At 35.7% G+C, this 24,675-nt stretch carries 24 protein-coding genes, 1 tRNA gene, 1 rRNA gene, 4 pseudogenes and 1 riboswitch; of the genes and pseudogenes, 4 read left to right on the forward strand and 26 right to left on the reverse strand.

The features are described 5' to 3' along the window. Nucleotides 1-171, reverse strand: a 16S ribosomal RNA gene (locus tag ACRX5O_RS23455); the annotation flags it as partial. A gap of 357 nt (nt 172-528) precedes the next feature. Between ACRX5O_RS23455 and ACRX5O_RS23460 the strand changes: the two genes are divergently transcribed. Beyond that, nucleotides 529-705 carry a hypothetical protein gene (locus ACRX5O_RS23460; protein WP_433908162.1) on the forward strand — a complete coding sequence of 59 codons (177 nt, stop codon included), beginning with the start codon at nt 529-531 and terminating at the stop codon, nt 703-705. Nucleotides 706-739: 34 nt separating this feature from the next. On the opposite strand, the gene ACRX5O_RS23465 is transcribed toward ACRX5O_RS23460, so the two are convergent. The 3 genes from ACRX5O_RS23465 to thiC form a co-directional block, all read right to left on the reverse strand. Next, the gene (locus ACRX5O_RS23465; RefSeq protein ID WP_433908163.1) at nt 740-1,657 is read right to left on the reverse strand and encodes a DMT family transporter; all 918 of its coding nucleotides are present in this window, start codon (nt 1,655-1,657) and stop codon (nt 740-742) included. 37 nt (nt 1,658-1,694) lie between these two features. After that, nucleotides 1,695-2,396 (reverse strand): MgtC/SapB family protein, encoded by a 702-nt coding sequence (locus ACRX5O_RS23470; protein ID WP_160549927.1) that lies wholly within the window; start codon nt 2,394-2,396, stop codon nt 1,695-1,697. A 224-nt stretch (nt 2,397-2,620) separates the two neighbouring features. Next, on the reverse strand, nt 2,621-4,405 hold the full coding sequence (gene thiC, locus ACRX5O_RS23475; RefSeq protein WP_433908164.1) for a phosphomethylpyrimidine synthase ThiC: 1,785 nt from the start codon (nt 4,403-4,405) through the stop codon (nt 2,621-2,623). 139 nt (nt 4,406-4,544) lie between these two features. Next, a riboswitch (TPP riboswitch) is annotated at nt 4,545-4,659 on the reverse strand. 273 nt (nt 4,660-4,932) lie between these two features. On the opposite strand from thiC, the gene ACRX5O_RS23480 reads away from it, so the two are divergent. Further along, nucleotides 4,933-5,005: transfer RNA gene (locus ACRX5O_RS23480), tRNA-Ala, on the forward strand. Between the two features lie 106 nt (nt 5,006-5,111). Here the strand turns inward: ACRX5O_RS23480 and ACRX5O_RS23485 are convergent. The 9 genes and pseudogenes from ACRX5O_RS23485 to ACRX5O_RS23525 all read right to left on the reverse strand — a co-directional run bounded on the left by ACRX5O_RS23485 (nt 5,112) and on the right by ACRX5O_RS23525 (nt 13,737). After that, nucleotides 5,112-5,474, reverse strand: coding sequence for a tyrosine-type recombinase/integrase (locus ACRX5O_RS23485; RefSeq protein ID WP_433908165.1), 363 nt, complete (start codon nt 5,472-5,474; stop codon nt 5,112-5,114). A gap of 304 nt (nt 5,475-5,778) precedes the next feature. Continuing rightward, nucleotides 5,779-6,024 carry a tyrosine-type recombinase/integrase gene (locus ACRX5O_RS23490; RefSeq protein ID WP_433908198.1) on the reverse strand — a complete coding sequence of 82 codons (246 nt, stop codon included), beginning with the start codon at nt 6,022-6,024 and terminating at the stop codon, nt 5,779-5,781. After that, entirely contained in the window at nt 6,005-6,214 is a 210-nt protein-coding gene (locus ACRX5O_RS23495; RefSeq protein WP_433908166.1) for an Arm DNA-binding domain-containing protein, read from the reverse strand. The genes ACRX5O_RS23490 and ACRX5O_RS23495 overlap by 20 nt, the downstream gene beginning before the upstream one ends. Nucleotides 6,215-6,491: 277 nt before the next feature. Beyond that, nucleotides 6,492-6,794, reverse strand: a pseudogene (locus ACRX5O_RS23500) (tyrosine-type recombinase/integrase); the annotation flags it as partial. A gap of 244 nt (nt 6,795-7,038) precedes the next feature. After that, nucleotides 7,039-7,353 carry a phage integrase SAM-like domain-containing protein gene (locus ACRX5O_RS23505; protein WP_433908167.1) on the reverse strand — a complete coding sequence of 105 codons (315 nt, stop codon included), beginning with the start codon at nt 7,351-7,353 and terminating at the stop codon, nt 7,039-7,041. A gap of 161 nt (nt 7,354-7,514) precedes the next feature. Further along, nucleotides 7,515-8,792, reverse strand: a complete 1,278-nt coding sequence (locus tag ACRX5O_RS23510) for a glycoside hydrolase family 1 protein (RefSeq protein WP_433908168.1) — start codon at nt 8,790-8,792, stop codon at nt 7,515-7,517. A 350-nt stretch (nt 8,793-9,142) separates the two neighbouring features. Next, nucleotides 9,143-9,508 carry a hypothetical protein gene (locus tag ACRX5O_RS23515; protein WP_433908169.1) on the reverse strand — a complete coding sequence of 122 codons (366 nt, stop codon included), beginning with the start codon at nt 9,506-9,508 and terminating at the stop codon, nt 9,143-9,145. 255 nt (nt 9,509-9,763) lie between these two features. Then, nucleotides 9,764-11,134, reverse strand: coding sequence for an MFS transporter (locus ACRX5O_RS23520; RefSeq protein WP_433908170.1), 1,371 nt, complete (start codon nt 11,132-11,134; stop codon nt 9,764-9,766). 224 nt (nt 11,135-11,358) lie between these two features. Continuing rightward, a complete protein-coding gene (locus tag ACRX5O_RS23525) occupies nt 11,359-13,737 on the reverse strand; it encodes a glycoside hydrolase family 2 TIM barrel-domain containing protein (protein WP_433908171.1) in 2,379 nt (792 codons plus the stop codon). A gap of 217 nt (nt 13,738-13,954) precedes the next feature. Here ACRX5O_RS23525 and ACRX5O_RS23530 point away from each other — a divergent pair, with 217 nt between their 5' ends. Further along, a complete protein-coding gene (locus tag ACRX5O_RS23530) occupies nt 13,955-15,064 on the forward strand; it encodes a helix-turn-helix domain-containing protein (protein WP_433908172.1) in 1,110 nt (369 codons plus the stop codon). A 107-nt stretch (nt 15,065-15,171) separates the two neighbouring features. On the opposite strand, the pseudogene ACRX5O_RS23535 reads toward ACRX5O_RS23530, so the two are convergent. Both ACRX5O_RS23535 and ACRX5O_RS23540 read right to left on the reverse strand, forming a co-directional pair. Then, nucleotides 15,172-15,390 (reverse strand): annotated as a pseudogene (locus ACRX5O_RS23535) (NAD(P)/FAD-dependent oxidoreductase); the annotation flags it as partial. Between the two features lie 143 nt (nt 15,391-15,533). Beyond that, the gene (locus tag ACRX5O_RS23540; protein ID WP_433908173.1) at nt 15,534-16,139 is read right to left on the reverse strand and encodes a TetR/AcrR family transcriptional regulator; all 606 of its coding nucleotides are present in this window, start codon (nt 16,137-16,139) and stop codon (nt 15,534-15,536) included. A gap of 149 nt (nt 16,140-16,288) precedes the next feature. On the opposite strand from ACRX5O_RS23540, the gene ACRX5O_RS23545 reads away from it, so the two are divergent. Next, nucleotides 16,289-17,047: an SDR family oxidoreductase gene (locus tag ACRX5O_RS23545; RefSeq protein WP_433908174.1), complete on the forward strand. Its 759-nt coding sequence runs from the start codon at nt 16,289-16,291 to the stop codon at nt 17,045-17,047. 103 nt (nt 17,048-17,150) lie between these two features. Here the strand turns inward: ACRX5O_RS23545 and ACRX5O_RS23550 are convergent. From ACRX5O_RS23550 to ACRX5O_RS23600, 11 genes and pseudogenes are all read right to left on the reverse strand, one after another. Next, nucleotides 17,151-17,363: pseudogene (locus ACRX5O_RS23550) on the reverse strand (IS3 family transposase); the annotation flags it as partial. A gap of 193 nt (nt 17,364-17,556) precedes the next feature. After that, nucleotides 17,557-19,308, reverse strand: coding sequence for a methyl-accepting chemotaxis protein (locus tag ACRX5O_RS23555; protein ID WP_433908175.1), 1,752 nt, complete (start codon nt 19,306-19,308; stop codon nt 17,557-17,559). Nucleotides 19,309-19,500: 192 nt separating this feature from the next. Beyond that, complete coding sequence (locus ACRX5O_RS23560; protein ID WP_433908176.1) at nt 19,501-20,457, reverse strand: ROK family glucokinase; 957 nt, start codon at nt 20,455-20,457, stop codon at nt 19,501-19,503. Then, nucleotides 20,435-20,662 (reverse strand): hypothetical protein, encoded by a 228-nt coding sequence (locus ACRX5O_RS23565; protein ID WP_433908177.1) that lies wholly within the window; start codon nt 20,660-20,662, stop codon nt 20,435-20,437. The genes ACRX5O_RS23560 and ACRX5O_RS23565 overlap by 23 nt, the downstream gene beginning before the upstream one ends. Before the next feature lie 162 nt (nt 20,663-20,824). Then, entirely contained in the window at nt 20,825-20,953 is a 129-nt protein-coding gene (locus tag ACRX5O_RS23570) for a hypothetical protein (RefSeq protein ID WP_433908178.1), read from the reverse strand. Nucleotides 20,954-21,616: 663 nt separating this feature from the next. Further along, the gene (mgsA, locus tag ACRX5O_RS23575; RefSeq protein WP_433908179.1) at nt 21,617-22,033 is read right to left on the reverse strand and encodes a methylglyoxal synthase; all 417 of its coding nucleotides are present in this window, start codon (nt 22,031-22,033) and stop codon (nt 21,617-21,619) included. 66 nt (nt 22,034-22,099) lie between these two features. Beyond that, a complete protein-coding gene (locus tag ACRX5O_RS23580; RefSeq protein ID WP_433908180.1) occupies nt 22,100-22,357 on the reverse strand; it encodes an HPr family phosphocarrier protein in 258 nt (85 codons plus the stop codon). Nucleotides 22,358-22,690: 333 nt separating this feature from the next. After that, nucleotides 22,691-22,792 carry a fibronectin type III-like domain-contianing protein gene (locus ACRX5O_RS23585; protein WP_433908181.1) on the reverse strand — a complete coding sequence of 34 codons (102 nt, stop codon included), beginning with the start codon at nt 22,790-22,792 and terminating at the stop codon, nt 22,691-22,693. A 74-nt stretch (nt 22,793-22,866) separates the two neighbouring features. Continuing rightward, nucleotides 22,867-23,133: pseudogene (locus ACRX5O_RS23590) on the reverse strand (glycosyl hydrolase); the annotation flags it as partial. Nucleotides 23,134-23,389: 256 nt separating this feature from the next. Beyond that, nucleotides 23,390-24,424, reverse strand: coding sequence for a Gfo/Idh/MocA family protein (locus ACRX5O_RS23595; RefSeq protein WP_433908182.1), 1,035 nt, complete (start codon nt 24,422-24,424; stop codon nt 23,390-23,392). Continuing rightward, nucleotides 24,363-24,632 carry a hypothetical protein gene (locus ACRX5O_RS23600; protein WP_433908183.1) on the reverse strand — a complete coding sequence of 90 codons (270 nt, stop codon included), beginning with the start codon at nt 24,630-24,632 and terminating at the stop codon, nt 24,363-24,365. The genes ACRX5O_RS23595 and ACRX5O_RS23600 overlap by 62 nt, the downstream gene beginning before the upstream one ends. Nucleotides 24,633-24,675 lie beyond the last annotated feature (43 nt).

The raw sequence follows: 24,675 nt of genomic DNA on the forward strand, positions 1-24,675 counted from the left end.
TATTAGCCCCGGTTTCCCGGAGTTATCCCAGTCTCATAGGCAGGTTGCCCACGTGTTACTCACCCGTCCGCCGCTAACCTTTGGGAGCAAGCTCCCAAAGATCCGCTCGACTTGCATGTATTAGGCACGCCGCCAGCGTTCGTCCTGAGCCAGGATCAAACTCTCCAATAAAGAGTAAGATTAGCTCTTAAAGTTAAAACGTTGGCTAGTGTATATTTCAACACTAATCTTTTTTGTTGACGTATGATTTGTTTAGTTTTCAAAGAACAATTTCTTAGGTTATCGCTCAAAAGCGACTTCCTTAATATATCACATCGTCCATTTTTAAGTCAACAACTTTTTTACTTTTTATTTTTTCAAATCGTTGCTTCCTCGTGAGGACAAGAAATAATATATCATGAATAAGATGCGATTTCAATATAATTTTAAAAAAGTTTTTTCTTTTAAAAGTAGAATCCCTTAAGAGGAGTAATAGATTTGGTTTGCTAGCATATAAATACTATATAAAATAATAGAAAGGAGTAACACATGCTATTAGAATCATTCTCCTTATACCTTTCACTATTTATGGCCATCTTCTTATTTTACTATGCGTACTGGGAGGGAATTCGAATCGTAAATAGCGAAGGCAAAGTATACGGTGGTACATTTATCTTTACACTAGTATCAGCTTTTATCTTTTCTGGATTTACCTACACACTCTAAAAAAGGAGAACCTTCAAAGGTTCTCCTTCTTACTTTATACGATTTCTTTTAATGCATCTTTTTTTACCTTCTTCTGTTTTCCACTTCTCTCATTTAATAAAAACAAGGAGATACCCACTATAACAATGCTTCCCCCTAATAACTGAGTAAATAACACTTTTTCTGATAAAAGATAATAAGCAAGGATTGTTGCTCCCACCGGCTCAAATAAGATAGCCATCGAGATAATTGAGGTACTAATCCACTTGATTGCCCAATTGAATAAGGAATGGCCTAATAAGGTAGGGATAAGTGCTAATAAAATAAAGTTCCACCACTCATTTTTCGGATATGGATATAAAGATTCTCCGGCAATAAGTACATAAAGCAATAATACAATTGAGCTTATACTATATACAACAAACGTATAAGTAACTAGAGAAATTCTCTTTCTTACTGATTGCCCAAACATTAAATACGCAGTAACAAGTGCACATGCCAGTAATGCAAGAATATCCCCAAATAAAGCCGTTCCACTTAATTGAAAATCTCCCCAGCTAATGATCACACTCCCTACTATCGCTGCTACCGCACAAAGTATGGCTTTTAATGTAAAGCGTTCCTTAAAAAACAAAAAAGTACCGACAAATGCAAACAATGGCTGAAGAGTGACAAGTACTGTAGAACTTGCCACAGATGTGTAGTTTAATGATTCAAACCATAATATAAAGTGAAAGGCTAAAAACACTCCCGCAAGAGTAGCATATAACCAATCCTTTACCGAAATAAGCGTCAATTCCTTTACATACTTCAATAAAAAGACCGGAAGCATAAACAAAACAGAGAAAAGTAGTCGGTAGAATGCGATAACCCCCGAAGGAGCAGCAGAAAACTTTACGAAAATGGCTGAAGCTGATACAGCAATCACACCAACGATTAATGCAAAATACGGGTTTACTATTGTACGATTCATTTGTTTCTCCTTAAATTCCTCCCAGGTATCACACTATCTACTCAACGCTTTCGACTTCAACTTGGTTGACACCATTAATTGATTTCAACTCGTAATAAATATCGGTTGTGTAAATACCTTTATAGGTTGTGACTAAGCAACTAATCAAAATATCATCTGTCTCTTCTTTAACTTTTAAGTGTTTTACCCCTAATTTTCTACCTTTAATTTCTTTAATCATCTCTGTTAAGTTAGTTGATTTCTCTAAAAATAATTTCACCTTAATTTCTTTCTCTTTTAACTTTTTCGGCCCCATCTTATCAAATAAAAACGGGATGACTTTAATACCGAAAATTAAGAATGATATACCAGCGAGAGCCTCTATGTAAAAACCAGCACCAATCGTAATTCCAATTCCAGCAGATGCAAGAACCAATGACGCGGTGGTGAGACCTGAAATTGCTTCATTGCCTCTCCTCATTATTACCCCTGCTCCCAAAAAGCCAATACCACTAATGATATACGAGGGAATTCTACCCGGATCCATTGGTCTTGAGTACTCTTTAGCATATAAAAAGGCGGACTCATATGACACAGTCGTTAACAAGCAAGCCATGACAGAAATAATCAGACAAGTTTTCAATCCTAGTGGCTTCCCTTTTAGTTCTCGTTCCAATCCGATGACAATCCCAGCAACAGCAGCAAAAGATAATTTAAAAAGAACATCGTAACGAGTAAATTCTATAAATAGTTCTTTCATATATTATCCCCCTTAATTATGTAGATATATTTTTGGTAAAAGAAAAGGAAACGATGCGTATATCATTTATACGTATTCCATCCGAGCTCCATTCATTCACGTCAATATATTATATGAAATATAACACACAAAAAACGATTTTCCATACAATTAAATTTAATAGAGAAAATAATAGAAGGAAGTCAATTAGAACGACTTCCTTCTATAATAATTATTTGCATATTTTATTGATAGATGTTTCCACCTGTTTGTTTAAACTCGTCAGCTTTTTCCTTCATACCCTTCACAATTGCTTCATTCGTATCAAGCTTGTTATCCTTTGCGTAATTACGTATATCATGTGAGATTCTCATGCTACAGAATTTCGGTCCACACATAGAACAAAAATGAGCTGTTTTTGCTCCCTCTGCTGGTAAGGTTTCATCATGGTACTCTAAGGCACGTTCTGGATCCAAAGATAAATTAAATTGATCTCTCCAACGGAATTCAAATCTTGCTTTTGATAAAGCATCGTCCCTCTTTTGTGCCCCAGGATGACCTTTTGCTAAATCAGCCGCATGGGCCGCAATTTTATATGTGATAACCCCTTCTCTAACATCATCTCGATTAGGTAAGCCTAAATGTTCCTTAGGAGTAACATAGCAAAGCATAGCTGTACCATACCAACCAATCATCGCAGCACCTATAGCAGAAGTAATATGGTCATATCCTGGAGCGATATCAGTTGTTAAAGGTCCTAGCGTATAGAAAGGTGCTTCTTTACACAACTCTAATTGTTTATCCATATTCTCTTTTATAAGATGCATCGGTACATGCCCTGGTCCTTCTACCATTACTTGCACATCATGTTTCCATGCAATCTGAGTGAGTTCTCCTAATGTCTCTAGTTCTGCAAACTGTGCCTCATCATTCGCATCAGCAATAGAACCTGGACGTAAGCCGTCACCAAGCGAGAACGCTACATCATATGCTTTCATAATTTCACATATTTCCTCAAAATGTGTGTAAAGGAAGTTTTCCTGGTGATGGTACAAACACCATTGAGCCATGATGGAACCGCCCCTAGAAACAATTCCCGTTAATCTTTTCGCCGTTAAAGGAACGTATCTTAATAAAACACCTGCGTGAATCGTAAAGTAATCTACTCCTTGCTCTGCTTGCTCGATCAAAGTATCGCGGTATACCTCCCATGTAAGGTCTTCAGCAATCCCGTTTACTTTTTCAAGCGCTTGATAAATAGGGACAGTGCCTACTGGAACAGCAGCATTACGGATAATCCATTCTCTTGTAGTGTGAATATTTTTCCCTGTTGATAAATCCATAATCGTATCTGCACCCCAGCGTGTCGCCCATGTCATTTTTTCAACTTCTTCTTCAATGGAAGAAGATACAGCTGAGTTTCCGATATTGGCATTAATCTTCACATGAAAATTACGTCCGATGATCATAGGCTCCATTTCAGGGTGATTAATATTTGATGGGATAATTGCTCTTCCTTTTGCAACTTCATCACGAACAAATTCTGGTTTCATATTTTCCCTTATGGCGATAAACTCCATTTCAGGAGTAATGATTCCCTTCTTTGCATAGTGAAGCTGAGTTACATTATGACCTTTCTTTGCTCGAAGTGGTTTTCGTTTTAATCCTGGAAACACCTTATGATTAGCCCTTGGATCATTCTCATCCTTAAAACCATTATCTTCAGGTTTGATATCTCTTCCTTCATATTCTTCCACATCTTCTCTTTCTCTGATCCAGTTCTGTCTAATAGTAGGCAACCCTTTCGTAATATCAACGAAGTGTTGACTGTCAGTATAAGGACCGCTTGAATCATATACTCGAACAGGTAGATTATCTTCTTCCCCAACTGTACCAGTAGTTGGACTTAGAGCAATTTCTCTCATAGGGACTTGAATGTCATTCCTCGAACCTTGCACATACACCTTTTTACTACCCGAAAAGCTCGACATAATGGAAATGCTTGTTTCATTTAATGAAGTTGACGACATGGTAAATCTCTCCCTTTTCCTAATTTTGAAAGGACGAGATCTAGAGAATAAAACACGGGGAGGGATGTAGAAAACACAATAAAAGCCGGGTCCAAAATTGGAAGGACCCGGCTTAATATGTAGAAGTATAATCTAAACAATAGATTATCGTTAACTTCCCCACGCTGGTATGATCCAGATCAGGTCCAAAGGGTCAAGAAACTTAAACGTGTCTCTCTCTCAGCCCAAACTATTGGACTCCCCTAGTTATTGCTATTCAGTTCACATTTATTATACATGAAAGTAAGATAAAGAAAAGGGGGAAATTTCCTAAATAGCCATAAATGGCTTATAAGTTAGTATTCAAAACTTCCTTCGAAAGGTTCAGAAGCATATTTGTATAGTTCCATATCTTTCAAACCTGCCCTCTGAATACTAGCGTTTATTAGTTATTCCGCTAAATATAGTTTGTGTAAAGAAAATGATTTTTCAGGTATTGTAAAAATGCTACTATGTAGTATAATACTTTTATATCGTTTTAGATATTCGGGGCATTAGCTCAGCTGGGAGAGCGCTACGCTGGCAGCGTAGAGGTCATCGGTTCGATCCCGTTATGCTCCATAGGTCCAAATCCCTTGATACACAAGGGATTTTTTCATGTCTTCATTTAGATGATATTGCCTCGTTTTTGATAAACTTCACAAAACTTCACAACCTTTTTTCACCATTACTCATGAATTTTTGTGTTTGTTTCGTTCCGTTCCAAATTTCTAATCGTCTCTTGATCGGCATTCGTCCACAAATGAACATAATATTTAAACGTAGTTTCGACATCTGCATGACCTAAGCGACCTTGAACCAGTTTGTGCTGTGCTCCACTTCGAATCAACATACTCGCGTGCGTGCGTCTTAAATCGTGAAAGCTGATCCGGCGAACACCTGCTTTTTTCATCAATCCATATAGCTGCCTACGAATATTAGATGGATTCTGGAACCCTCCTTGTTGAACAGGAAAGACTAAATCTAGTTCATGCTCATAGTGAGAACCGATTCTCTTTTTCAAAGCTTCTTGTATCTCTTTGTGTTTCAACTGTTTTTCTACAAGGTTGTCAGGGATGGATAACGTTCGATTGCTTTAAGATCCTTTCGGCATCAGTTCAGGAATGCCATTTTCATCATAAGAGACACTTCTTGTGACAGTCACCGTTTTCCCCACCAAGTCCACATTGTACCAAGGTAGAGCAAACACCTCTCCCTGACGTAATCCAGTCGAAAGGGTGAATCATACATCACATCTTTTCCTTCGTGCTCTGCCAACTTCAGAAATTGATTCACTTCCTGGAAAGTCCAAGAATTCGCCGTACGGATCGTATCTTTTGGTTTCTCATTCTTCTCTAATGCCAACATAGGATTTTCTCCTCCTTTTTTAAAGGCGGAATATAATAAAATGGATAGAAATTTATGAATGGTACTGATTGTTTTCTGTGCATACCCCTCTCGCTTAAGTTTACCGTAAATTTTTTGATATCTTCGTCAGTAATTAAAGAGAGCTGCTTATCCTTAAAAAAAGGAATAAGGTGTTTTTCTAGATAGAACCGTCTGGTTTTTGAAGGTGTTTGGTCATACTTGTTGGTAATAATCTACCTCGAACCAGTTTCTCGCAAATCCTTGAAAAGAAATTTGTAGATGTTCTTGTTTTTGGGTTATCGGATTCATTGGTAGATACGGGTACATTGGTTCTTTTGAATGTATTGTAACCAAAGCAGTAAACTCCTTTGCCTCCTTCTGTGTCTTAAAGGACTTCTGAAGTTGTTTCCTTTTTCCTGTCAAAGGATTCGGTTCCCCATCGTAACGTACGATGTATTTTTTTCTTTGCTCCTTTTAAACCATTGTCTTTCATCATTGGCATTTCACTTACCTCCTGATAATAGGTAAGCACGTGGTCTTCAACAGTATGAACACGTGCTATAAAATTTATAAGAACATCACCTGTATAGCGTTAATTCCTTTTGACTTTGACATCTTTTTGAGCAAATAAAAAAGGCAGAAAGATTGCGTATGCAATCCCGCTGCCAGTTCTTCTGGATCTTTTGGAATAGGGTGGTCATTATATATAAATAATGCTCATAGCTTTATATTCTATTTCCTCAATAGTTTTCGTATCTATGAACGAAAAGTATGGACGTATGAAACGAAGCGTTGAGTCAATTGTACGAAAACCAAAAAGGTTTTTCATGGTATCTACACTGATTCCACTTTGCATCAAGGTGATAATGTACATTCGGCGAAGATCATAAAACCTAATTTTGGGCACATTTGCTTTTTCCGTCAGTTGGCTTAACCTTCTCTCTACCATCGATGGAGTTTGATAATCACCATTTTTTTGTGGAAAAACTAGATCTAGTTCATGGTGATAATTGTTATTTCTCCTTGTTTTCCTCCTGTATTTTTTTGTATCTTAGTAATTTTTCTAGTACATGATGTTGAATCGGTATATTCTTCGGGCCACTTTTTAACCCTTCTACCTTATCATTTCTTTCACCACTAATTGACACACATTTTGATATGGAGATGTGTTTCTCCTTTAGATCAATATCCGACCAAGTTAGAGCCAACATCTCCGGTAGCCGAACACCTGTAGAAAGAGCAAACTCTTAAATCGTTTCCTGTTCAAGATTAGCTAATACAAGAAACCTGCCTCTCTCTTCCTGACTCCATAGAATCGGTGTATGCACCTTTGGATACTGTTTGAAGCTAATATTCCTCATAGGATTTTCCTTAATAAGTCCCCCTTTAACTGCTGCTTGAAATACTATCGATAACGTTTTTAAGATTTGAACAATAGTGGAGTCAGATAGATTCTTTTCATCTAAATGTTGATGAAATAAGATTATTTCCCTTTCTGTGATTTCAGAAAGTATTTGATCTCCCATAAAAGGAACAATATGTTTTACTATGTGCAACTCCATTTAGTCCCGCTAATGAAGAAATGTTCACGATTAAACTATTATTCGTTTTAGTCATGGATTCTACCAGTTTGAGATAATGATATTTTTGCGATAAAAATTTTATACAATTTTAACATTTTAAATTTTGGTCAACCCATATCTCAAATCTTGTTAGATTAATGTTATAGATTAGACTTTTTGAAATTGCCTAGATAGGAAAGACTTGGCTTTGGAAACCTTTTTTGAGTACTACGGTCAACGGCGATTAAGCCAAATGTTTGTGCATATCCTAATTGCCATTCAAAATTGTCTAGTAAGGACCAGTGTGTATAGCCAATAACAGGGATGCCATTCTCTACGCAACGATAAACGCCAGAAAGAGCCTTTTGAATATACTCTACTCTTTCCTCATCATTGTCTGTTGAAATACCATTTTCCGTCACAATTATCGGTTTACTCCAATGTTTAGCAACAAATTCTAAAACGTTCCCTAATGCTTCAGGATAGAACTCATACCCCATTTTTGTTACCCTTGTATTCTCATCTGGTTTGACAGCACCATTGGAACCATGAATTTTGCGGGAATAATTTTGAACACCCAAAAAGTCATCCTCGTTAATATATGGTAAGTAATCTAGAAAATCTTCTTCTTGTTCTTTCCTTGCATGCTCTTCGCCACCTGGTAGTGCTTGATGATCATACAAAGAGAAAGTAATACCAACTTTAATATCTTCATTCACATCTTTTATAACGCTTCTTGCTTTTTCGTGACATTTCATTACAATCCATTCGCCGTGATCTGATCTAGGACCCAGAAAGGGCTGAACTTCTCTTGGGTCCATTGCAAAGAGCTCTCCCAAAGAATGATAGTATTTCTCCATTCTCTCTTTCATGTTCAACCCAACTTGTACATCTCCGTCTTTGGCACCATCACCTTTTAACCCTTTCATGCTTTCCATTATTTTTTGGATTTGCTTCCCCATATTTGCTTCATTGATGGTACATATATATGGAATTAGACTTCCTAATTCCTCCGCAACAAGTTTTGCATAACGACCAAAGTATTCAATCGTCGTTTCACTTTCCCAACCGCCCTCTTTTATTAACCAAAAAGGGGATGAAAAATGATGCAACGTAACAATTGGTGTAATATTCTTTTCATGACAAAATTCTAAAACTTCTTGGTAATGTTCGATTTCCTGTTTGTCAAAGCTGCCCTTTTCGGGCTCTATTCTCGCCCACTCAATAGAGAACCTGTAAGCATTACAACCTGCATCTGCTAATATTTGAATATCCTCCTTGAATCGATTGTAATGATCCATCGCATCAAGTGAAGGCTCTTTATATGTAGATCCAGGCATGTTCTCCATCGCCCAAAAATCACTATTTTTGTTATTGCCTTCAACCTGATGGGCTGCTGTTGCTGCACCTATTAAAAAATCATTATTAAATTTTATCATATGTTGTCACATCCAATTCTTTAATCTTTATAATAAGTATCCATACCAAGGACTAGTATGTGAGTTGGTTTAATTTTCTCACTCTTCTATTTGATAAAGCTTTACCAATCCTGTAATGCCGGACAATTCAATTTCTTGCTTTCTATCATTATCTTTGATTGTTGATTATTCAAATTTTCCCTTTCTAGTGCTGTAGCAACCTCAATCACAATTTGATTTCCCCCCTGATTGACAAGACTTGCAAGGTCAAACAAATACGGCGGTACAATCTGTATTCCAACACTTTCACCATTGAAAAATACTTCTACTTCTACTCCTTCTTCTGCATCCGTAATCTCAAGTAGTATTTTTTAAGTTCCGTTTAATTCGATGGTGTTTTCATATCTTACTAACCCTGAGAAATCAGGCTTTTCTTCTGCAAGATTGTCGGGAAGTATAATGTTTTTAGCCTCTTTAAAATTTGGATAATCAATACTTCTACATATACTGCTAGTCCAATTCTCTTGAATCATCAGTTCAATACCCTCTAATTTAAGTGGTTCAGACAGATACTCTTCACCCAGTTCATCGAATAAAATAATTAAGCTCTTTCTTGGTCGTAATTCAACGAAAAGTTTTGTGCCTTCCTCACAAGGAAGTACCTCTACTTTCTCTAGTCGGTTAACCCATGAATAATAAGCATAGTTTCTAAAAGAATGGAAGAATATAGTTTCCACCCTGATCATTCAATAGTTTTTCAACTTTTTTGTTCATTCTATTGTCTTCCCCTTAAGATTTAGTTAGTCGTAACTGCCTTTAACCATCCATATGTTGATTGCTTATAAGGTAATTGGTGATCCTAAGACAATAGTAATGTGACACAGCTATTAAGTTTTGAATATCTTATTTTTAAGTGTTTTTATTAACTTGTTTGTTATCATAAATGAATGATTGACTCTGTATCCTTTTACCAATTATTCGCCTTATGCAATTTATGAATGACGAGCCTTCAAATCAGCTTTAATTTTGCCCATTTTACTATCTAAGTCGTAAAAATGTAAGATAAGGAATGCTATAGCAAATAAGATTGCTGGAATCCATGAAAATAATGCTATGATTGCGCCATTTGCTAAGTCAGGCTGCACATCTAACTTACCACTATATCCAACTACTGATAATATTAAACCTAAACCTCCAACTGCGACACCATTAGCTATTTTAGTAGAAAAGTTATAAATAGAATTTGTAACACCTTCAACACGTTTACCTGTCTTCCATTCACCATAATCCATACAATCAATTACATATATTGCTACCATCATAGTAATTGGGATTGTTCCTATACCTGATACTAAGCTACCAATTATTAACAACACCATATTTGAACCAGCAAATAACTTGACAACGCTTCCAACCAATCCAATAATTATAGCTACTCTCGCAACATTAATAGAACCTAATTTTTTAATAAAAGACGGAAATAATAGTAATAAGAAAGGTGTTACTATCGATGTCATAAAAAATATTGACATTTTCCCTAAATCTCCAACGATGTATTCAAAATAGTAAGCTGTAATATTAACTGATAGACCATTAACAATATGCACAAAGAATGCTGCTAACGAGAATAGAAAAATGTACTTGTTTTGTTTTAATACAAGTAAACTTTCTTTTAGTCCATATTTTTGTATCTTACTAGGATCCTCCAATTTTTCTTTTACAACAAAAAACCTAATTAAACCAATTAAACCTAGTGGTACTGCGAATAGTAATGTAATTTTCGTCCAACCAAAATTAGTCTCACCCCACATTTTCATAATTTGCGGAAAGATAATATTTATTGAAATGGCTACAACCATGATTACCAATCCTGCAATCGCCAAAACCTTAGAACGGTTGATTTCATTTGAAACAGCTCTGCCTAAATAAACAGAATCCGTATTAGATAAAAATGTTGCGAATACAGAATTAATTAAAGAGAAAAGAACAAAAACATAAGTAGCTTGCCAAACTACTTCCATATCTGGTACTGAGAACAATAGAACTGTAGCAATCCACAATGGAACAATGAGTAATTCATATGGCCTTGCCTTACCATACTTTGTCTTAGTTTTGTCAATAATGAAACCCACTAACAAGTCTGTCACTCCATCAAATATTTTCGAAGCAAGCAAAAGTCCACCTACCAAACCAGCCCCCATTCCAACCACATCAGTTAAATAAAATGTTAAGTAACCTAAAATTATAAAGTTTACTGATATAGAGATTCCTCTTGTTGACCATGCTAACGAAAATCCTCTAGGTAGTTTTTCAGGTTTTCCAGCCACTTGATCATTTCTCTCATGAACCGCATTTACACCCATTTGGTTTCACTCCATTCTTCATTTTGTTGTAAATAGAGAAAACACTACAATCTACATCTAGCATTGAATTGTTTACTTGATCTTAATAGTGATAGCCTCATACCGATGATCGATCTATTCCTAGTCTTCTTGTTGAATTTACAATTCTATTTTCCTCTTTACTTAAATGTGAGCATTTTTTAACTATCAAAAAAAGCTCACATCCCTTTCAAAGTTTGGGTAATTTAAGTTATCAATGTTGGTTTCTTTTCCAAAGAGTTTTCTGTGACATTAATTCTAATTGTCTTACTTTCAAATCCTTCTGCAGAAACGGTCACCTTAACTTCACCAGGTTCATATCCTGCACGAATAACTGCTAATGCTCTTCCACGATAAGTGGTGTGTTCCTCTTTATCAAACAGATTTACCGTTTTTGGATTACTAGATCCCAGTGCAAGTAAATTTGCCGCAGAACCCTCCACATTCACCATCACTTTCGTGTCCTCAGCTGGTTTCACCACGCCGTCTTCATCTGTTATTGCAATGGAAAGGAAAGATAAACTCTGACCATCAGCAATCAATTCTCTATTTTCTATATCTACTGTTAATATTGAATTTTGTTGAGCAGTAACAAGTTCACTACGTTTCAACTCTTTTCCAGTTTTATCAAAAGATATCGCTTCCAATTTTCCCGAATGGTACTTGCAATTAAAAATAGCCATATACTTTTTTACTTTTTTTCTACCTATCCGCTTTCCGTTCAAGCGTAATTCAACACTTGCTGCATCTGCATATACTTCTACTACACTCTTTTTGCCTTCATAACCATTCCAGCTCCATGAGTCCAGGGCATTGGTCATACGCCATGGTGCCATCTTAATTTTTTCACCACTTCTATTAACCGGTCGAACACCAATGTACGGCTTATCGTACGTACCAAAAATAACTTGTTGATAATAGTTTTCCGCATCCCGATTGCCAGTTGCATCAATCGTTCCACCGCCATAAAAGAGTTGTAACCCTCCTTCCCCTAAATATTCCCAATAACCAAGATTGGGTTCCGTCTCACCAATGTAATCAAAACCAGCCCACACAAAATCTCCAATCAGATATTTATACTTTTTAACCCTTGGCCAGTTATACCAAGTACGACTTGCCATTGTCTCACTTCCAACAATGATCCTTTCAGGGTGAAGTTTTCCATCGATGTCATAACGTGATTCAGCATAGTTAAAGCCTACAATATCTAAGTGTGAAGCCATATCCTTTATACTGTCGTCCGCTTTTTTACTTTTGACCTGGGCACTCATGATTGGACCAATCCTAGAAACCATTAAATTGTATAAAGTTGAACCGCTTTCTTTTTTCTTTTTCTTTTTCTTGCTCGTAGAATCAGGTAATGGTTCTCGTTTATAAGGTCCATCATCTTTATGTCCCATGTCCTTCAAAATAACAAACATATTTACACCACAAGTAACAGGTCTAGACTCATCTAGTCCATGCATAATATCGACCATTTCCTTAGTTAGGTCTATGCCTCGTTGCTCTGCTGGTTCTGTAACCTCATTCCCTATTGAATACATAATAACGGAAGGGTGATTCATATCCTTTTTAACCATCGCTACCAAATCCTGCTTATAATTATCCATGAAGTCACGACCATAATCATGATAAGATTTTGGTGTGTACCAACCGTCAAATGCTTCATCCATTACATAGATTCCGTATTTATCACAAGCGTCCAGCATTGCTCTCGAACAAGGGTTATGCGCCGAACGGATTGCATTATATCCGGATTCTTTGATAATTCGAATTTTACGCTCTTCTGCATCTTTAAAGCCACAAGCACCTAATATGCCATTGTCATGGTGGATACAACATCCCCGAAGATTTGTTTCCACTCCGTTAACTAATAATCCAGTGGTCGGACTCCAATCTAGTGACCTTACACCAAATTTGACCTCAACTTTATCTGACTGTGTTTCAATAACAGCCTTGTACAAGTTTGGGGACGTATCACTCCAAAGCTTTGCATTAGGAAAATCTATAACCCCAAGCGTTCCTCTCAAAACCTCCTCTTCCCCGTCAAAAATAGTAACAACAGCATTCTCTGCATAGGCAGCTTTAACCTCTATAACTGCTGGAGATATCTGCTTAGTTTTAATTTGCACATCTCGGATATAATTTTTATCCTTTATAATTAAACTTACTGGCCTGTAAATTCCACTACCTGAATACCATCTACTATTTGGGGTTAAGCTGTTATCCACGGTAACCTTAATATAATTGGTACCTCCGACAATATGTTCAGATATAGGAACTTCAAATTCTGTATAACCATAGGAATTCCTAGCGACTTTATATCCATTGATATATACAACCGACCGCATGTAAACGCCTTCAAAAAGGATTGCAATATACTTGTCAGTAGACAGTACTGGAATGGTAAATTCCTTCTCATAAACGTATTTCCCACCTGGAAAATATGCAGTTCTACCACCATTGTTGCACTCTAAATATCGTTCTTCAGTAAACATTGCATCATGCGGAAGATTAACATATTTTTGATTTTTCTCTTCACCTTCCTTATAAAAAGTCCAATTGTCGTTAAAGTCTATTTTCATTCTAAACACCTCTTTTAAACTTTTCATCTGTATCATTTTTAAACCAATGTATAAAAAAACTTGTTGTTTATTCACCCTTTATTGTTCAGGCTCTACGTGTATGATAAAATTCAAAGGTGATAAATCTATTTTAGCTTTTACCACTTCTAATACAATATCTTAACTATATACTTAGTAATTCAAGTTGTATCATTTTCGCATATAAAGGAGGTAAACTATGAGTACTAGTTACAAAGCTCAAATTTTAGAATTTGCAGATAGTCTGCATATTGATATTAAAAGTAGTAATCAAGTCCATAACTTAAAAGAAAGTTTTAATGAAAGCTTTTTAGACAAACACAAGAGCGGAGAACATGACATTTATGTCCTTCAGTCCTTATTTGGTCTAGTACTAATTAATTATGTAGAGAATGAGAGCTATTCCTTTAGCTATATCGATTTTGCAGAAAGCTTTACTCACAATGTGGATTATTCCCAGCTATTCCACTTAAGTAAAATCCACAAGCACAACTATTTTGAATTACTATTTGTTTTAGATGGACAATTGGATATTTTTATTGAAGGAGTTCATTATCGATACAATCGAGGTGATGCTTGTCTCATCAACTTGAACATTAGACACGAGGAGAGTTATTCCGGGAACTTCACAGTAGTTTATTTTTTAATTTCTAAAGAATATCTGAATACCTTTCTAAAAGAAGAAGTTCCTAATGCAACAGGCAATTTATATAGTTTCTTCCAAAAAAATCTAAACAATAGTGAAGGACACAAAAGCAACTTTATTGATTTTTCTCCCATAGTGGTTCCTATCCAGGTAGTAACTACAGGTATGGAGGAAATAATCTATCTTATAATCAAAGAGATGGTAAACAGTTCTGCTGGATACCAATCCATCGTTCGTGGTTTAGTCCACCGTTTTTTTCATCAACTTCAACTTCCCACTCTATACGGACACTCCTATGTAGAGCTTGAATCGGTTTCTGGAAATAATCTTTTTGAGGAGACATTACGTTATATTAATGAAAAAAAAGGTAAAGTAACTCGTCAGGAGATTGCTGAAGTACTTCATTACAACGGAAATTACATTAATCAGATTTTTAAGAAACACACCAATCAGTCCATCTCTGAATATTCTAGAAACGTTTGTCTTCGAGAAGCGACCAGTCTGTTACTGAACTCCAAGCTAAGTATAGCAACAATTATTAAGCATCTTGGATTCGAAAATAGAACTTCCTTCTATACTCAGTTTAAGAAACGATATGGAGTAACACCACTTGAATATAGAGAGGGCTTATATAACGAAATAGCAACTCACAACAATTTGTAAATGAAGAGATACAATTTGAGCACTCATTTCAAATGAACCAGGTACATTAAATAATAGGAACGTCGAATTAGATAAAGGTGTCGTTGACCAGAACAACCAGGGCTTAGGTTTACCCATTTCTGTGCTGCTTCCAATTCCATATCATTTTCACAAACTAGAATACTACCCTAGTTCCGATACTCGAATGCAATATCTAGCTTTGTATGTAATTCATGTACCAATTGTTGACTTTTTAACGCCATCTGACTATTAAACCCTGGATCTTTATCTACTGCTAAAATATCTCCGTCACATTTAGATGAAGTTCCGCTACCTAGTTCATTTTTTCAAAAACGGGTATTTCTAATCCGGATTAAACATCCAAGAAGGTGTTTTCCCAGAATTCTATAAGATTAAAAGCTACAGGGTATCACTTAGGACATGTTTCTTTATATTATGTCTGCCTTTACTTTATGTACAATCCCTCATTTCAGTTGAGATTCTTGCCCTTTAGCAGTGGCTGAAATGAGCTCGAGTCCCTATTTTTTATAGTAAGGACATTGATAAGGTGCACATTCATTTCATCAGCGGATTCTTGAAAATCATGACGATACCACTCAATGATTAGTCCAATAATAGCATTTGCTGAATAGGAATATAGATATCTATTTGGTTTTCCAGGGTGGGCTGTATGTTTATCTTCAATACAGATGGAACGGATAGCATCGAATAACATGTAATAATACTCTGTAGATACTTCTTTAGATAAAATAACCTTATAAAAATCCTCATATTTTTTAATATGATGAAAAATCCGAACGGTTTTGGGGTCCAAATTTTCAATTGTAATAATAGCATTATTACGATAAGGTTCATCGGAAGAGTTTTTTAAATCTAACATAATTTCTTCAAAAAACTCCTTAAAGACATCTCCCACTTCTTGATAATGGAAGTAAAATGTACCTCGATTAATACTTGCTTCCTTACATAGCTCAGTTACTTTTATATCATTTAATGGTTTCTTGTTTAATAGGTTTGTTAACGCTAAATGTATATTTTGTTTTGTTTTTAGAACTCGCAAATCATTTTTATTCAATTAGGACTCTCCTTTATCGAACACTATCTACTTTTTTGTATAATATCATACATTTTTTATTTTTTTGCTTATTGAATACGTTTACAGATTAATACTATTATTTTAGTTATAAACGTACATACGTACAATATCAAAGGGGGTTTTTTCCTATGAGATTAAAAGATAAAGTAGCCATTGTAACAGGTGCAGCTTCAGGGATGGGGAAAGCAATCGCAGAACTTTACGCTAAAGAAGGAGCAAGAGTAGTTGTTTCTGACTATAATTTTGAAGGTGCTCAAGCGGTAGTTAAGTTCATTAACGGCAACGGTGGTGTCGCAATCGCTAACCGTACGAACGTTGCTGAACTAGCAGACTTAGAACAATTATTCGCTGAAACCACGGAAAATTTTGGTAAGTTAGATATTTTAGTTAACAATGCAGGTATTATGGACGGTATGGAACCCGTTGGAGATATTTCGGACGAAAGGTGGGATCGCGTATTTGCAGTTAACACTACGGGTGTAATGCGCGCCATGCGTATCGCTACTAACATCTTCTTAATACAAGGTCATGGTGTAATCGTAAATAATATTTCAGCAGGTGGTTTACGTGGTGCACGTGCAGGGGCAGCATATACAGCCTCTAAACACGCGGTTTCTGGATTAACGAAAAACACTGCTTATATGTATGCGCTATCTGGTATACGTTGTAATGGTATCGCCCCTGGAGGTGTCGTGACTAACATTGGTTCATCTATGTCCAATATCTCCGAATTTGGGTATGGTCGTCAACAAACTGGTCAAGGTACAATGCCACGTACGGGAAAACCTGACGAAGTTGCGCAACTTGCCGTTTTCTTAGGTTCTGATGAATCAAGCTTTATAAACGGACAAGTAATTGCAGCTGATGCAGGCTGGACTGCATACTAATTATATTAATAATAGGCGAATAATAATCTTTATATAGACACGCTAAGAAAAAGAGGTATGGAAACTATGAAGTGACCCCTAAATGTTAGACACTGTTATTTCATTAGGCAGCGTGGGTAAAATGAGTTCGGTATTGTACTGGACTCATTTTTAATTTTGCCTTAATCCGTTTGGTATTATAGTAATTGATTTATTTTTGTAATTCTATTTTAAAATGTTCCACACGCTCAAATTCCTCTATGTAGAGGAGCTCAGATTTCATAATCCCAAAGAAATTCTTCATGACAGAGTTGTCATAATTTATTTTTCTTTTTAGTCGGATTTTTTCTAGCCTAATAAATAGAAATACCAATGATGAAGACTACTAAACTTGAAACTGCTATAAGTAATATTTTCGCTGATCCTTTAACAGAAGCATTAAAATAAAGATCGTACAAACGGATAAATTCCAGATGTACGATCTTTATTTTATATTTATCAATAATCAATATTTCTATGTTCTAAAGAACTTAAGATATTTTGAATTTTTGTATTAGCGCTTGTAATAATTCAGCATTCTCTACCAAGGCTTTGGTTGAGATGGCTATTTCTTGCATAGAGGCAAATTGTTCCTCTGTTGCAGCTGAAACGGATTGTGAACTGGATGCTGTCTCTTCTGCTATTTGTTTGACACCACTAATAGAACAAGAAATATCATTTATTCCTTTTATAAGATATCTTACCGAGTTAGTCACATCATTAATTTGTAAGACAACTCCTCGTATTGATTCCTCTATATTATTAAAGATGCTTCCAGCCTCCTGTACGACAATTAAGCCCTCTTTTACTTCTGAAGTAGCGTACGTAACTGTTTCCATTGTCTGTTCAGTATCAGATTGAATGAAGTTAATTAAAGTTGAAATGGCTTTAGCAGACTGAGCTGATTGTTCAGCCAATTTTCTCACTTCATCAGCCACAACCGCAAAACCTTTCCCTTGCTCTCCTGCTCGTGCAGCTTCTATGGCTGCATTTAATGCTAATAAATTGGTTTGGTCCGCAATTCCCGTGATTACACCTGTAATATTACCTATTTCATATAAACGCCCCTTCAAACTACTAAAAGCCTCAGACAATAAATATACAGTTTTATTAATAGATTCCATTTGGCTACTTACTTTTTCAATGGATTGCTTCCCTTGAATTGACATTTCCTCAGTTAACTGAGTGTTTGTTAATACTTTGTCTGCATTTTCAGAAATACTTTCAGTAGATTTTGTCATTTCCAAAATAGTATCATTAGTACTATCTACACCACTTACTTGGTTTTGGGCGCCATCCGTGAGTACTTGAACTGTATAAGAGATGTGTTGACTAGCGTTGGTGTTTTCCTCAGCACTAGATTTTAGTTGTTCTGACGATGCTGCTATTTGGTGCGATGTGCTGCTTACTGTTTGTATGATATTTCGAACCGCACGAATCATATTATTAAAGGAAGATGTAAGCATACCCAATTCGTCTTTTGAAACATACGTACCCTGCACTGTGAAGTCGCCATTCTCTGCTTTGGCTAATAAAGATTGCATTTGTTTAATTGGATTCACAATCATTCTTGAGATTAGAATCCCGATTAATACTGTTAAGATTTGGGCTACTATAAATATGATAATTTGCAATCTATATACACTATTGACTATTACTTTATCACCTTCATAAATAGCTTTAGCATTACTTGAGTTTAATAGTTGAATATCTGCCAAAGTTTGTGAATATTGGTCTCTAATAGGCTTTATTTTATCAATATATACATTATAAGCATCCTCATTTTTATTTTGATAAACAAGCATTATCATATTAGAAGCAATACCAACCAACTGACTGTCTAGTTTTATTAACTCCTTATTTTTTTCTTGTACATTTGCTGCAATATTCATTTTAGAAATTTGTTTTGAAATGGCCTCATTTTCTTTAGAGATTGCCTCGATTTCTTGAAGTATTTGATCTTTTGTTTGCTTATTTTTTGAATGAAGTATTTCAAGAATTTTTGAATTAATCTCTAAGTTTTGACTTCTCAGTTCAGCAAATAAATTGTTAGGGATAAATTGTTCTTCATAAATTACTTTTTCCCCTTCAGATATTTTAAAAATTGCTGAAATTCCAATATATCCAACAATCACTAGTGAAAGTGAAGAAATCACTATGATGGCTATTAGTTTTGTGAAAATTTTTGAATTACGTAGTACATTAAGTTTCAATCGTCTTTCACTAGGTTGTATAGATTTCATATTATTAACCTCCAATATCATTAATGCCTGACATATGCTGTCCGAAATACCTTTTTAAAAAAATGCCCACGGGATGTTCAAAGTCTTGTGTGCGCATTATAATCATTAAAATTTAAAAAGGACCTATATTATTCACAACATGTTTTTCACATATTTTCTTATTACTTGGAAAATCTATATCTACAGCTATTCTCATTTCTGTGCTTTTACCAATGATGCCGCACCGATTACTCCTGCATCATTTCCTAACTTCGCTAATTTTATTTTTGTACTTATTCTTATTTGTGGAAATGTGTTTTTTAGAAATTGTTTCTCTACACCTTTTAGTAAGAATTCTCCAGCAGCAGACACTCCACCACCGATCACAATGGCATTAGGATTTACAATGTTAGCTATAGTGCCACAAGCATATCCTAAATATAAGTAAAATTTATCTACTACAATAAGAGCCAGTTTATCACCTGCTTTTGCTTGGTCAAACACCGTTTTAGCTGTTACTTCCTGGCCATCATCAATTAGCCATTTCAATTTTGATTGACCAGCATATTTTCCAGATAATTCCCTTACTAAGCGAACCACACCAGTTGCACTAGCAACTGTTTCTAAACAACCTCGATTGCCACATGTACATAAATAGCCATTGGGCTCGACAATCATGTGTCCAATTTCTCCTGCTGCTCCTGCACCATGAATTAAGTTTCCTTCTAAAATAACACCGCCACCAACACCTGTACCAAGTGTAATAAAGACAACATTGTTACCACCTTCACCTGCTCCCTTCCAATGTTCCCCCAACGCGGCAACATTTGCATCATTATCAATAAAGAAAGGAATGCCCGTTCCAGCTTCTATCAATTCTTTTACTGGCTGTAAAGTTTTCCACCCCAAATTGTATGCGCCAATGACAGTCCCTTCCCTATAATTAACTGCTCCTGGAGACCCCATACCAATCCCTAAAAAATCATGAGAGGATAACCCGTATAAGTCTAAGCGGTGATTAATCGATTCAATAATATTCGGCACTATATTCTTCCCGTCATTCTGTATATCTGTTTCTATGCTCCATTTTTGTTGAACCTCACCGTGTAAAGTCAATATAGCCAATTTCACAGTTGTTCCACCTAGATCAACACCAATTAATTTTCTCAACTTTATCCCCCCGAACTTGATCAACTAAATATTTATTAATATCAATCATATTCTCTAAATCACATATTCTTCCGCTCATAGCATTTTCTACAAACTCATGTAAATCTCTATTTCTAAAACCCAATTCAAATAGCTTATTGTGAATATGATTGTAAATATCAAGGGCTACTTCATTTGGTAGCTGACAAATGTACATAGTTTTCATGGTTTTCTCCCCTATCAAAAAGCGTAATGTCAAACTTTATATGAAATAGGCTATTAAATCTTATAATGGAGGGCTTTATAAGCAAAAAATTGCCCCTCTGAGGTTATCACACACTCAAAAATCTTAGAAAAGGAAGTGACAATTTGTACCTCAAATTAATACCTATTTATTAACTTTTATTAAGTACCAACCAAATGTTGCTTCAATATCGACTACTATCGCTTCCCATTCTGCACTGATAGAAACATCATGCTTATAAAACTTCACTTGTTCGCCAAGCTCAGAAGACAATTTTTCGCCATTTCAACTAAAATATCGGTAATGAATATTATCCAGAGGCTTTGGCTGGAGTTTTGCGATTTGTTTTCATGCATTGGAACAAACCAATATCTATTAATATATTTATAGTATAGAATACGTTATCATTTAAATATTTTATATTTGTTACTCGGATTGTAAATTTGTATCATATGACAATTAAAGAAGGGCAGACCTGCAATGCAAAGACTTATCTCTGAAGTTGAATGAAATACTCCAGGTCTACCACACTAATACAAATTGCCTAGGTGGAACCGAAATACTCTTTCTGAAAATTTGAAGCTAGAAATGACACAAAGGGCTAAAGAAGGTAAGTGGAATGGAGGAGTTGTTTTCGGTTATGATTAAATAAAAAAACTTATTGTTATTGCAAAAGAAGCAGAGATTGTTTAGCTTATGTTTAAAGGGTCTTACCGTGTTAATAACACTTTTCGTTAGTTTCCAATATCATAAAAAAACGTCTAAATCCCTAACTATCAAGGGTTTAGGCGTTTTTACTGATTCTGGTTTCGTTTACTCGTTAGCGTTTAATAATACAGTAACTTTATACCTGAAAATAATACAAAGGTTAGATAATCAAAAAGCCAAATTAGGCATTAAACTACTAAGTTAAAATGATTAATCATTCTACTTTTACTAAAGACTACATTGTTGTTTTTCATGTATAATATTTCTCCAATGTAAATCACCTCTGCTTAAACCATGTACCAATATTTCTGCAGTCCCCATATTCGTAGCTAAAGGAATTGAATATACATCGCACAGACGAATTAGAGCAGTTATATCTGGTTCATGCGGTTGAGGAGTTAAAGGGTCTCGAAAAAAGAATACAATATCCATTAGATTTTTTGCTATTAATGAGCCAATTTCTTGATCTCCACCTAAAGGGCCAGATTTAAACCTATGGATTTGCAAGTTCGTATGTTCCATTATTTTTTTCCCTGTAGTTCCTGTCGAGAATAATTCATGATTAATAAACACAGGCTCATATGCTGTTACAAATCTAACTATGTCCTCTTTTTTGTTATCATGAGCAATAAAGGCTATTTTCACTATTATTTCCCCTTACTAAATTAATAACAGATTATACCGTCATATGATTTGATTAGTTTACTTTGTTTATTTATTATTTAATAAATACTGGCTCAGGCAATGACTTGCCTCTATTTCATCAATTCCATCTGCTATTAGAATGATTTCTTCTCCCTCTCTAATCGACTGGCACATCAACCCCATAATACTTTTACCATCCAACAATCTCCCTTTTTTGATTATATTGATGTCACTTGTAAACAAAGTCGCTATTCTCACAAACTCGGAAGCACTTCGGGCCCTCAGACCCCTGTTAAGCTGTACCACAATCTTTGTTCGTAGCATTTATTTCTCCCCCCTCCTCTTGCATCTTTTATTCTAAGAACTAGGCAATATCCTCTATATTAGAAGAACCTTAGTGTTAAATTTAATATAATAGAAGATTAGTATAAAAATACTATTGATGAGCTGTTTCTAACTTATGCATAACTTACGATTATAAATAGATTTATTCACTTACCAAAGATTTATCAACTTAAGGAACCGATCTAACATTTTGTTACTAATTTTCCCATTTGTGATTTTTTCGATCCCAGAATGGGCTTACTGGTGTATAACCGAGTAGGTGATGGAATTCTCTTTCTCCGATATGATGTACGTCTGCACGATAATAATGCTTTAACAATTCACTTTAGCAAATCCCTTTAATTCTTTATTGACTCTGAATACACTAGAGGTGGCTGGCTTGATATAGACTTGGGCAGTCTCTTCGCCAGCCACCTCTCCAATATTTTTGAGGATTGACCTTGTTTCTATTAGATAAAATTGTTTTGAAAATGGAATTACCTCAAGTAGCCAAGTGCAACCCCTACCTTTTCAATAAGCTCTTTATTCCAGGAACTAGCAAGACCTACTGCAGTAGGGAAACAGGTTGCTGGTGCACTTTCATTCAATCCCATATGATCCTCGGCACCTGTCTGTTTTCTGAGTCCATGTGGTCCATCAGTCAACATTATGGACGGGATACCATGATCTGGCATGGCTATTGTATTCCAGGCACTTACTCCTGAACACAGTCTTACTTTCTCTTCCAAAGTCAATTGGGAAATAACATGTTTAATATCTCTTTTCTTAAGCTCCTCCCTTTAAGTGTCCATCCTTTGTAAAAAGGTTTCTTTATTCTATTAAATTATTATAGTATACGTTTTCATTTTATTATTTTATATTTGTTACCCGGATTGTAAATTCGTATCATATAATAACCATTCTAATTTGCTTATAATTTTTACGATAAAAATAATACCATTAGTATTAGTAATGAAAAATAAAGCAACTATATCCTATAGTTATAGTTAATAAGGATTTCCTGACAAAAACTTATTCGCCTGGATAAACTACTCCCCATTTTGAAAGTAGTCCATCCATAAGCTTCATCGTTTCCAATGTTTCGTTAAGTGCCATAATAGGACTTTCTAGTAAACCTGAATCCAGGCAACGCATCACCTCTTCTACCTCATATTCATATCCGTTAATCCTATAAGGGTAGGTAATTTCCTTTACCCCTTGGGAATTATGAAGACGAATCACTTGTGCACTATGAAAAGGTGGATATACTTCGATATAACCATCGGTCCCAGTCACTTTGGCTGTCATGTCTCCAAAGCGATCAATTCCACAGCTCAACTCTGCCTCTTCCCCCGATTGCCATTGGAATGTGACTGTATCCACACCATCAACTCCTGTTGATGTCAGCTCACTTTTTGATGTGATTGTATCCGGGAATCTACCCACTATAAAATTTGCAAAGGAGATTGGATAAATCCCTAGATCCAGTAGTGCTCCTCCTCCGAACTCTGGCAATCTGAGAGTTGAATCAGGCTCACTAACAAATGAAAAGTCAGCTTCTATTTTTTTCACCTGACCTATTCTGCCTTCATTTATCAATTCTTTTAGTTTGATAATATTTGGGTTATATCTCATCCACATGGCTTCCATCAGAAAAGCATTCTTATTGCGTGCAATGGTAATTAATTCTTCTGCTTGTTTTGCATTGATCGTAAGTGGCTTTTCACATAACACAGCAAGCCCTTTATTTAGTACCAATTTTGCTGTTTCAACGTGCTGTGATTTGAGATTTGCGATATATACTACGTCTACTGCAGGGTCCTCGGCCAACTCCTCATATGACCCATATACCTTTTGAACAGGAAAGTCTTCCGCAAAGGCTTTTGCTCGATCCAAGGACGTTGATGCAACAGCATAAAGCTCCGAACCCTCAGTCCCCTCAATCGCTTCCGCCAATAGTCTTGAAATCTTACCAGGACCGATTATTCCCCATTTCAAGGCATCTTTAAAACCATTTCTTTTGTAATTGGTCTTTTCTAATCGTAATGGTCTCGATTCCTGGTTCATCTATTTTTGCTAGTTCCTCCACACATGCTTTCACTTGGTCTGATGTCATATTTGACTGGGGAAATTTCGATATTACCTTAAGTGTAAATCCTTGGGCTCTATCTAGACTGTTGGCTGTAGTGAAACCAGGAAAGTATTTTTCCAAAACTGCCTTTGCTGCTTCACTTTTTAACAAATCACTTATTCTAGTATTTTCTGAAAATGACATACTCCGCCCCCTCATTTTTTATACACCCTATACAAAAATTCAT

Source organism: Robertmurraya mesotrionivorans (assembly GCF_050971805.1).
Lineage (GTDB): Bacteria > Bacillota > Bacilli > Bacillales > Cytobacillaceae > Robertmurraya_A.

Bases quoted from the DNA above. Each gene is read 5' to 3' on its own strand.
- ACRX5O_RS23460 (WP_433908162.1), top strand. From the start codon at position 529: ATGCTATTAGAATCATTCTCCTTATACCTTTCACTATTTATGGCCATC.
- ACRX5O_RS23465 (WP_433908163.1), bottom strand. From the start codon at position 1,657: ATGAATCGTACAATAGTAAACCCGTATTTTGCATTAATCGTTGGTGTG.
- ACRX5O_RS23470 (WP_160549927.1), bottom strand. From the start codon at position 2,396: ATGAAAGAACTATTTATAGAATTTACTCGTTACGATGTTCTTTTTAAA.
- thiC (WP_433908164.1), bottom strand. From the start codon at position 4,405: ATGTCGTCAACTTCATTAAATGAAACAAGCATTTCCATTATGTCGAGC.
- ACRX5O_RS23505 (WP_433908167.1), bottom strand. From the start codon at position 7,353: ATGGAGTTGCACATAGTAAAACATATTGTTCCTTTTATGGGAGATCAA.
- ACRX5O_RS23510 (WP_433908168.1), bottom strand. From the start codon at position 8,792: ATGATAAAATTTAATAATGATTTTTTAATAGGTGCAGCAACAGCAGCC.
- ACRX5O_RS23520 (WP_433908170.1), bottom strand. From the start codon at position 11,134: ATGGGTGTAAATGCGGTTCATGAGAGAAATGATCAAGTGGCTGGAAAA.
- ACRX5O_RS23525 (WP_433908171.1), bottom strand. From the start codon at position 13,737: ATGAAAATAGACTTTAACGACAATTGGACTTTTTATAAGGAAGGTGAA.
- ACRX5O_RS23530 (WP_433908172.1), top strand. From the start codon at position 13,955: ATGAGTACTAGTTACAAAGCTCAAATTTTAGAATTTGCAGATAGTCTG.
- ACRX5O_RS23545 (WP_433908174.1), top strand. From the start codon at position 16,289: ATGAGATTAAAAGATAAAGTAGCCATTGTAACAGGTGCAGCTTCAGGG.
- ACRX5O_RS23555 (WP_433908175.1), bottom strand. From the start codon at position 19,308: ATGAAATCTATACAACCTAGTGAAAGACGATTGAAACTTAATGTACTA.
- ACRX5O_RS23565 (WP_433908177.1), bottom strand. From the start codon at position 20,662: ATGAAAACTATGTACATTTGTCAGCTACCAAATGAAGTAGCCCTTGAT.
- ACRX5O_RS23580 (WP_433908180.1), bottom strand. From the start codon at position 22,357: ATGCTACGAACAAAGATTGTGGTACAGCTTAACAGGGGTCTGAGGGCC.
- ACRX5O_RS23595 (WP_433908182.1), bottom strand. From the start codon at position 24,424: ATGAACCAGGAATCGAGACCATTACGATTAGAAAAGACCAATTACAAA.
- ACRX5O_RS23600 (WP_433908183.1), bottom strand. From the start codon at position 24,632: ATGTCATTTTCAGAAAATACTAGAATAAGTGATTTGTTAAAAAGTGAA.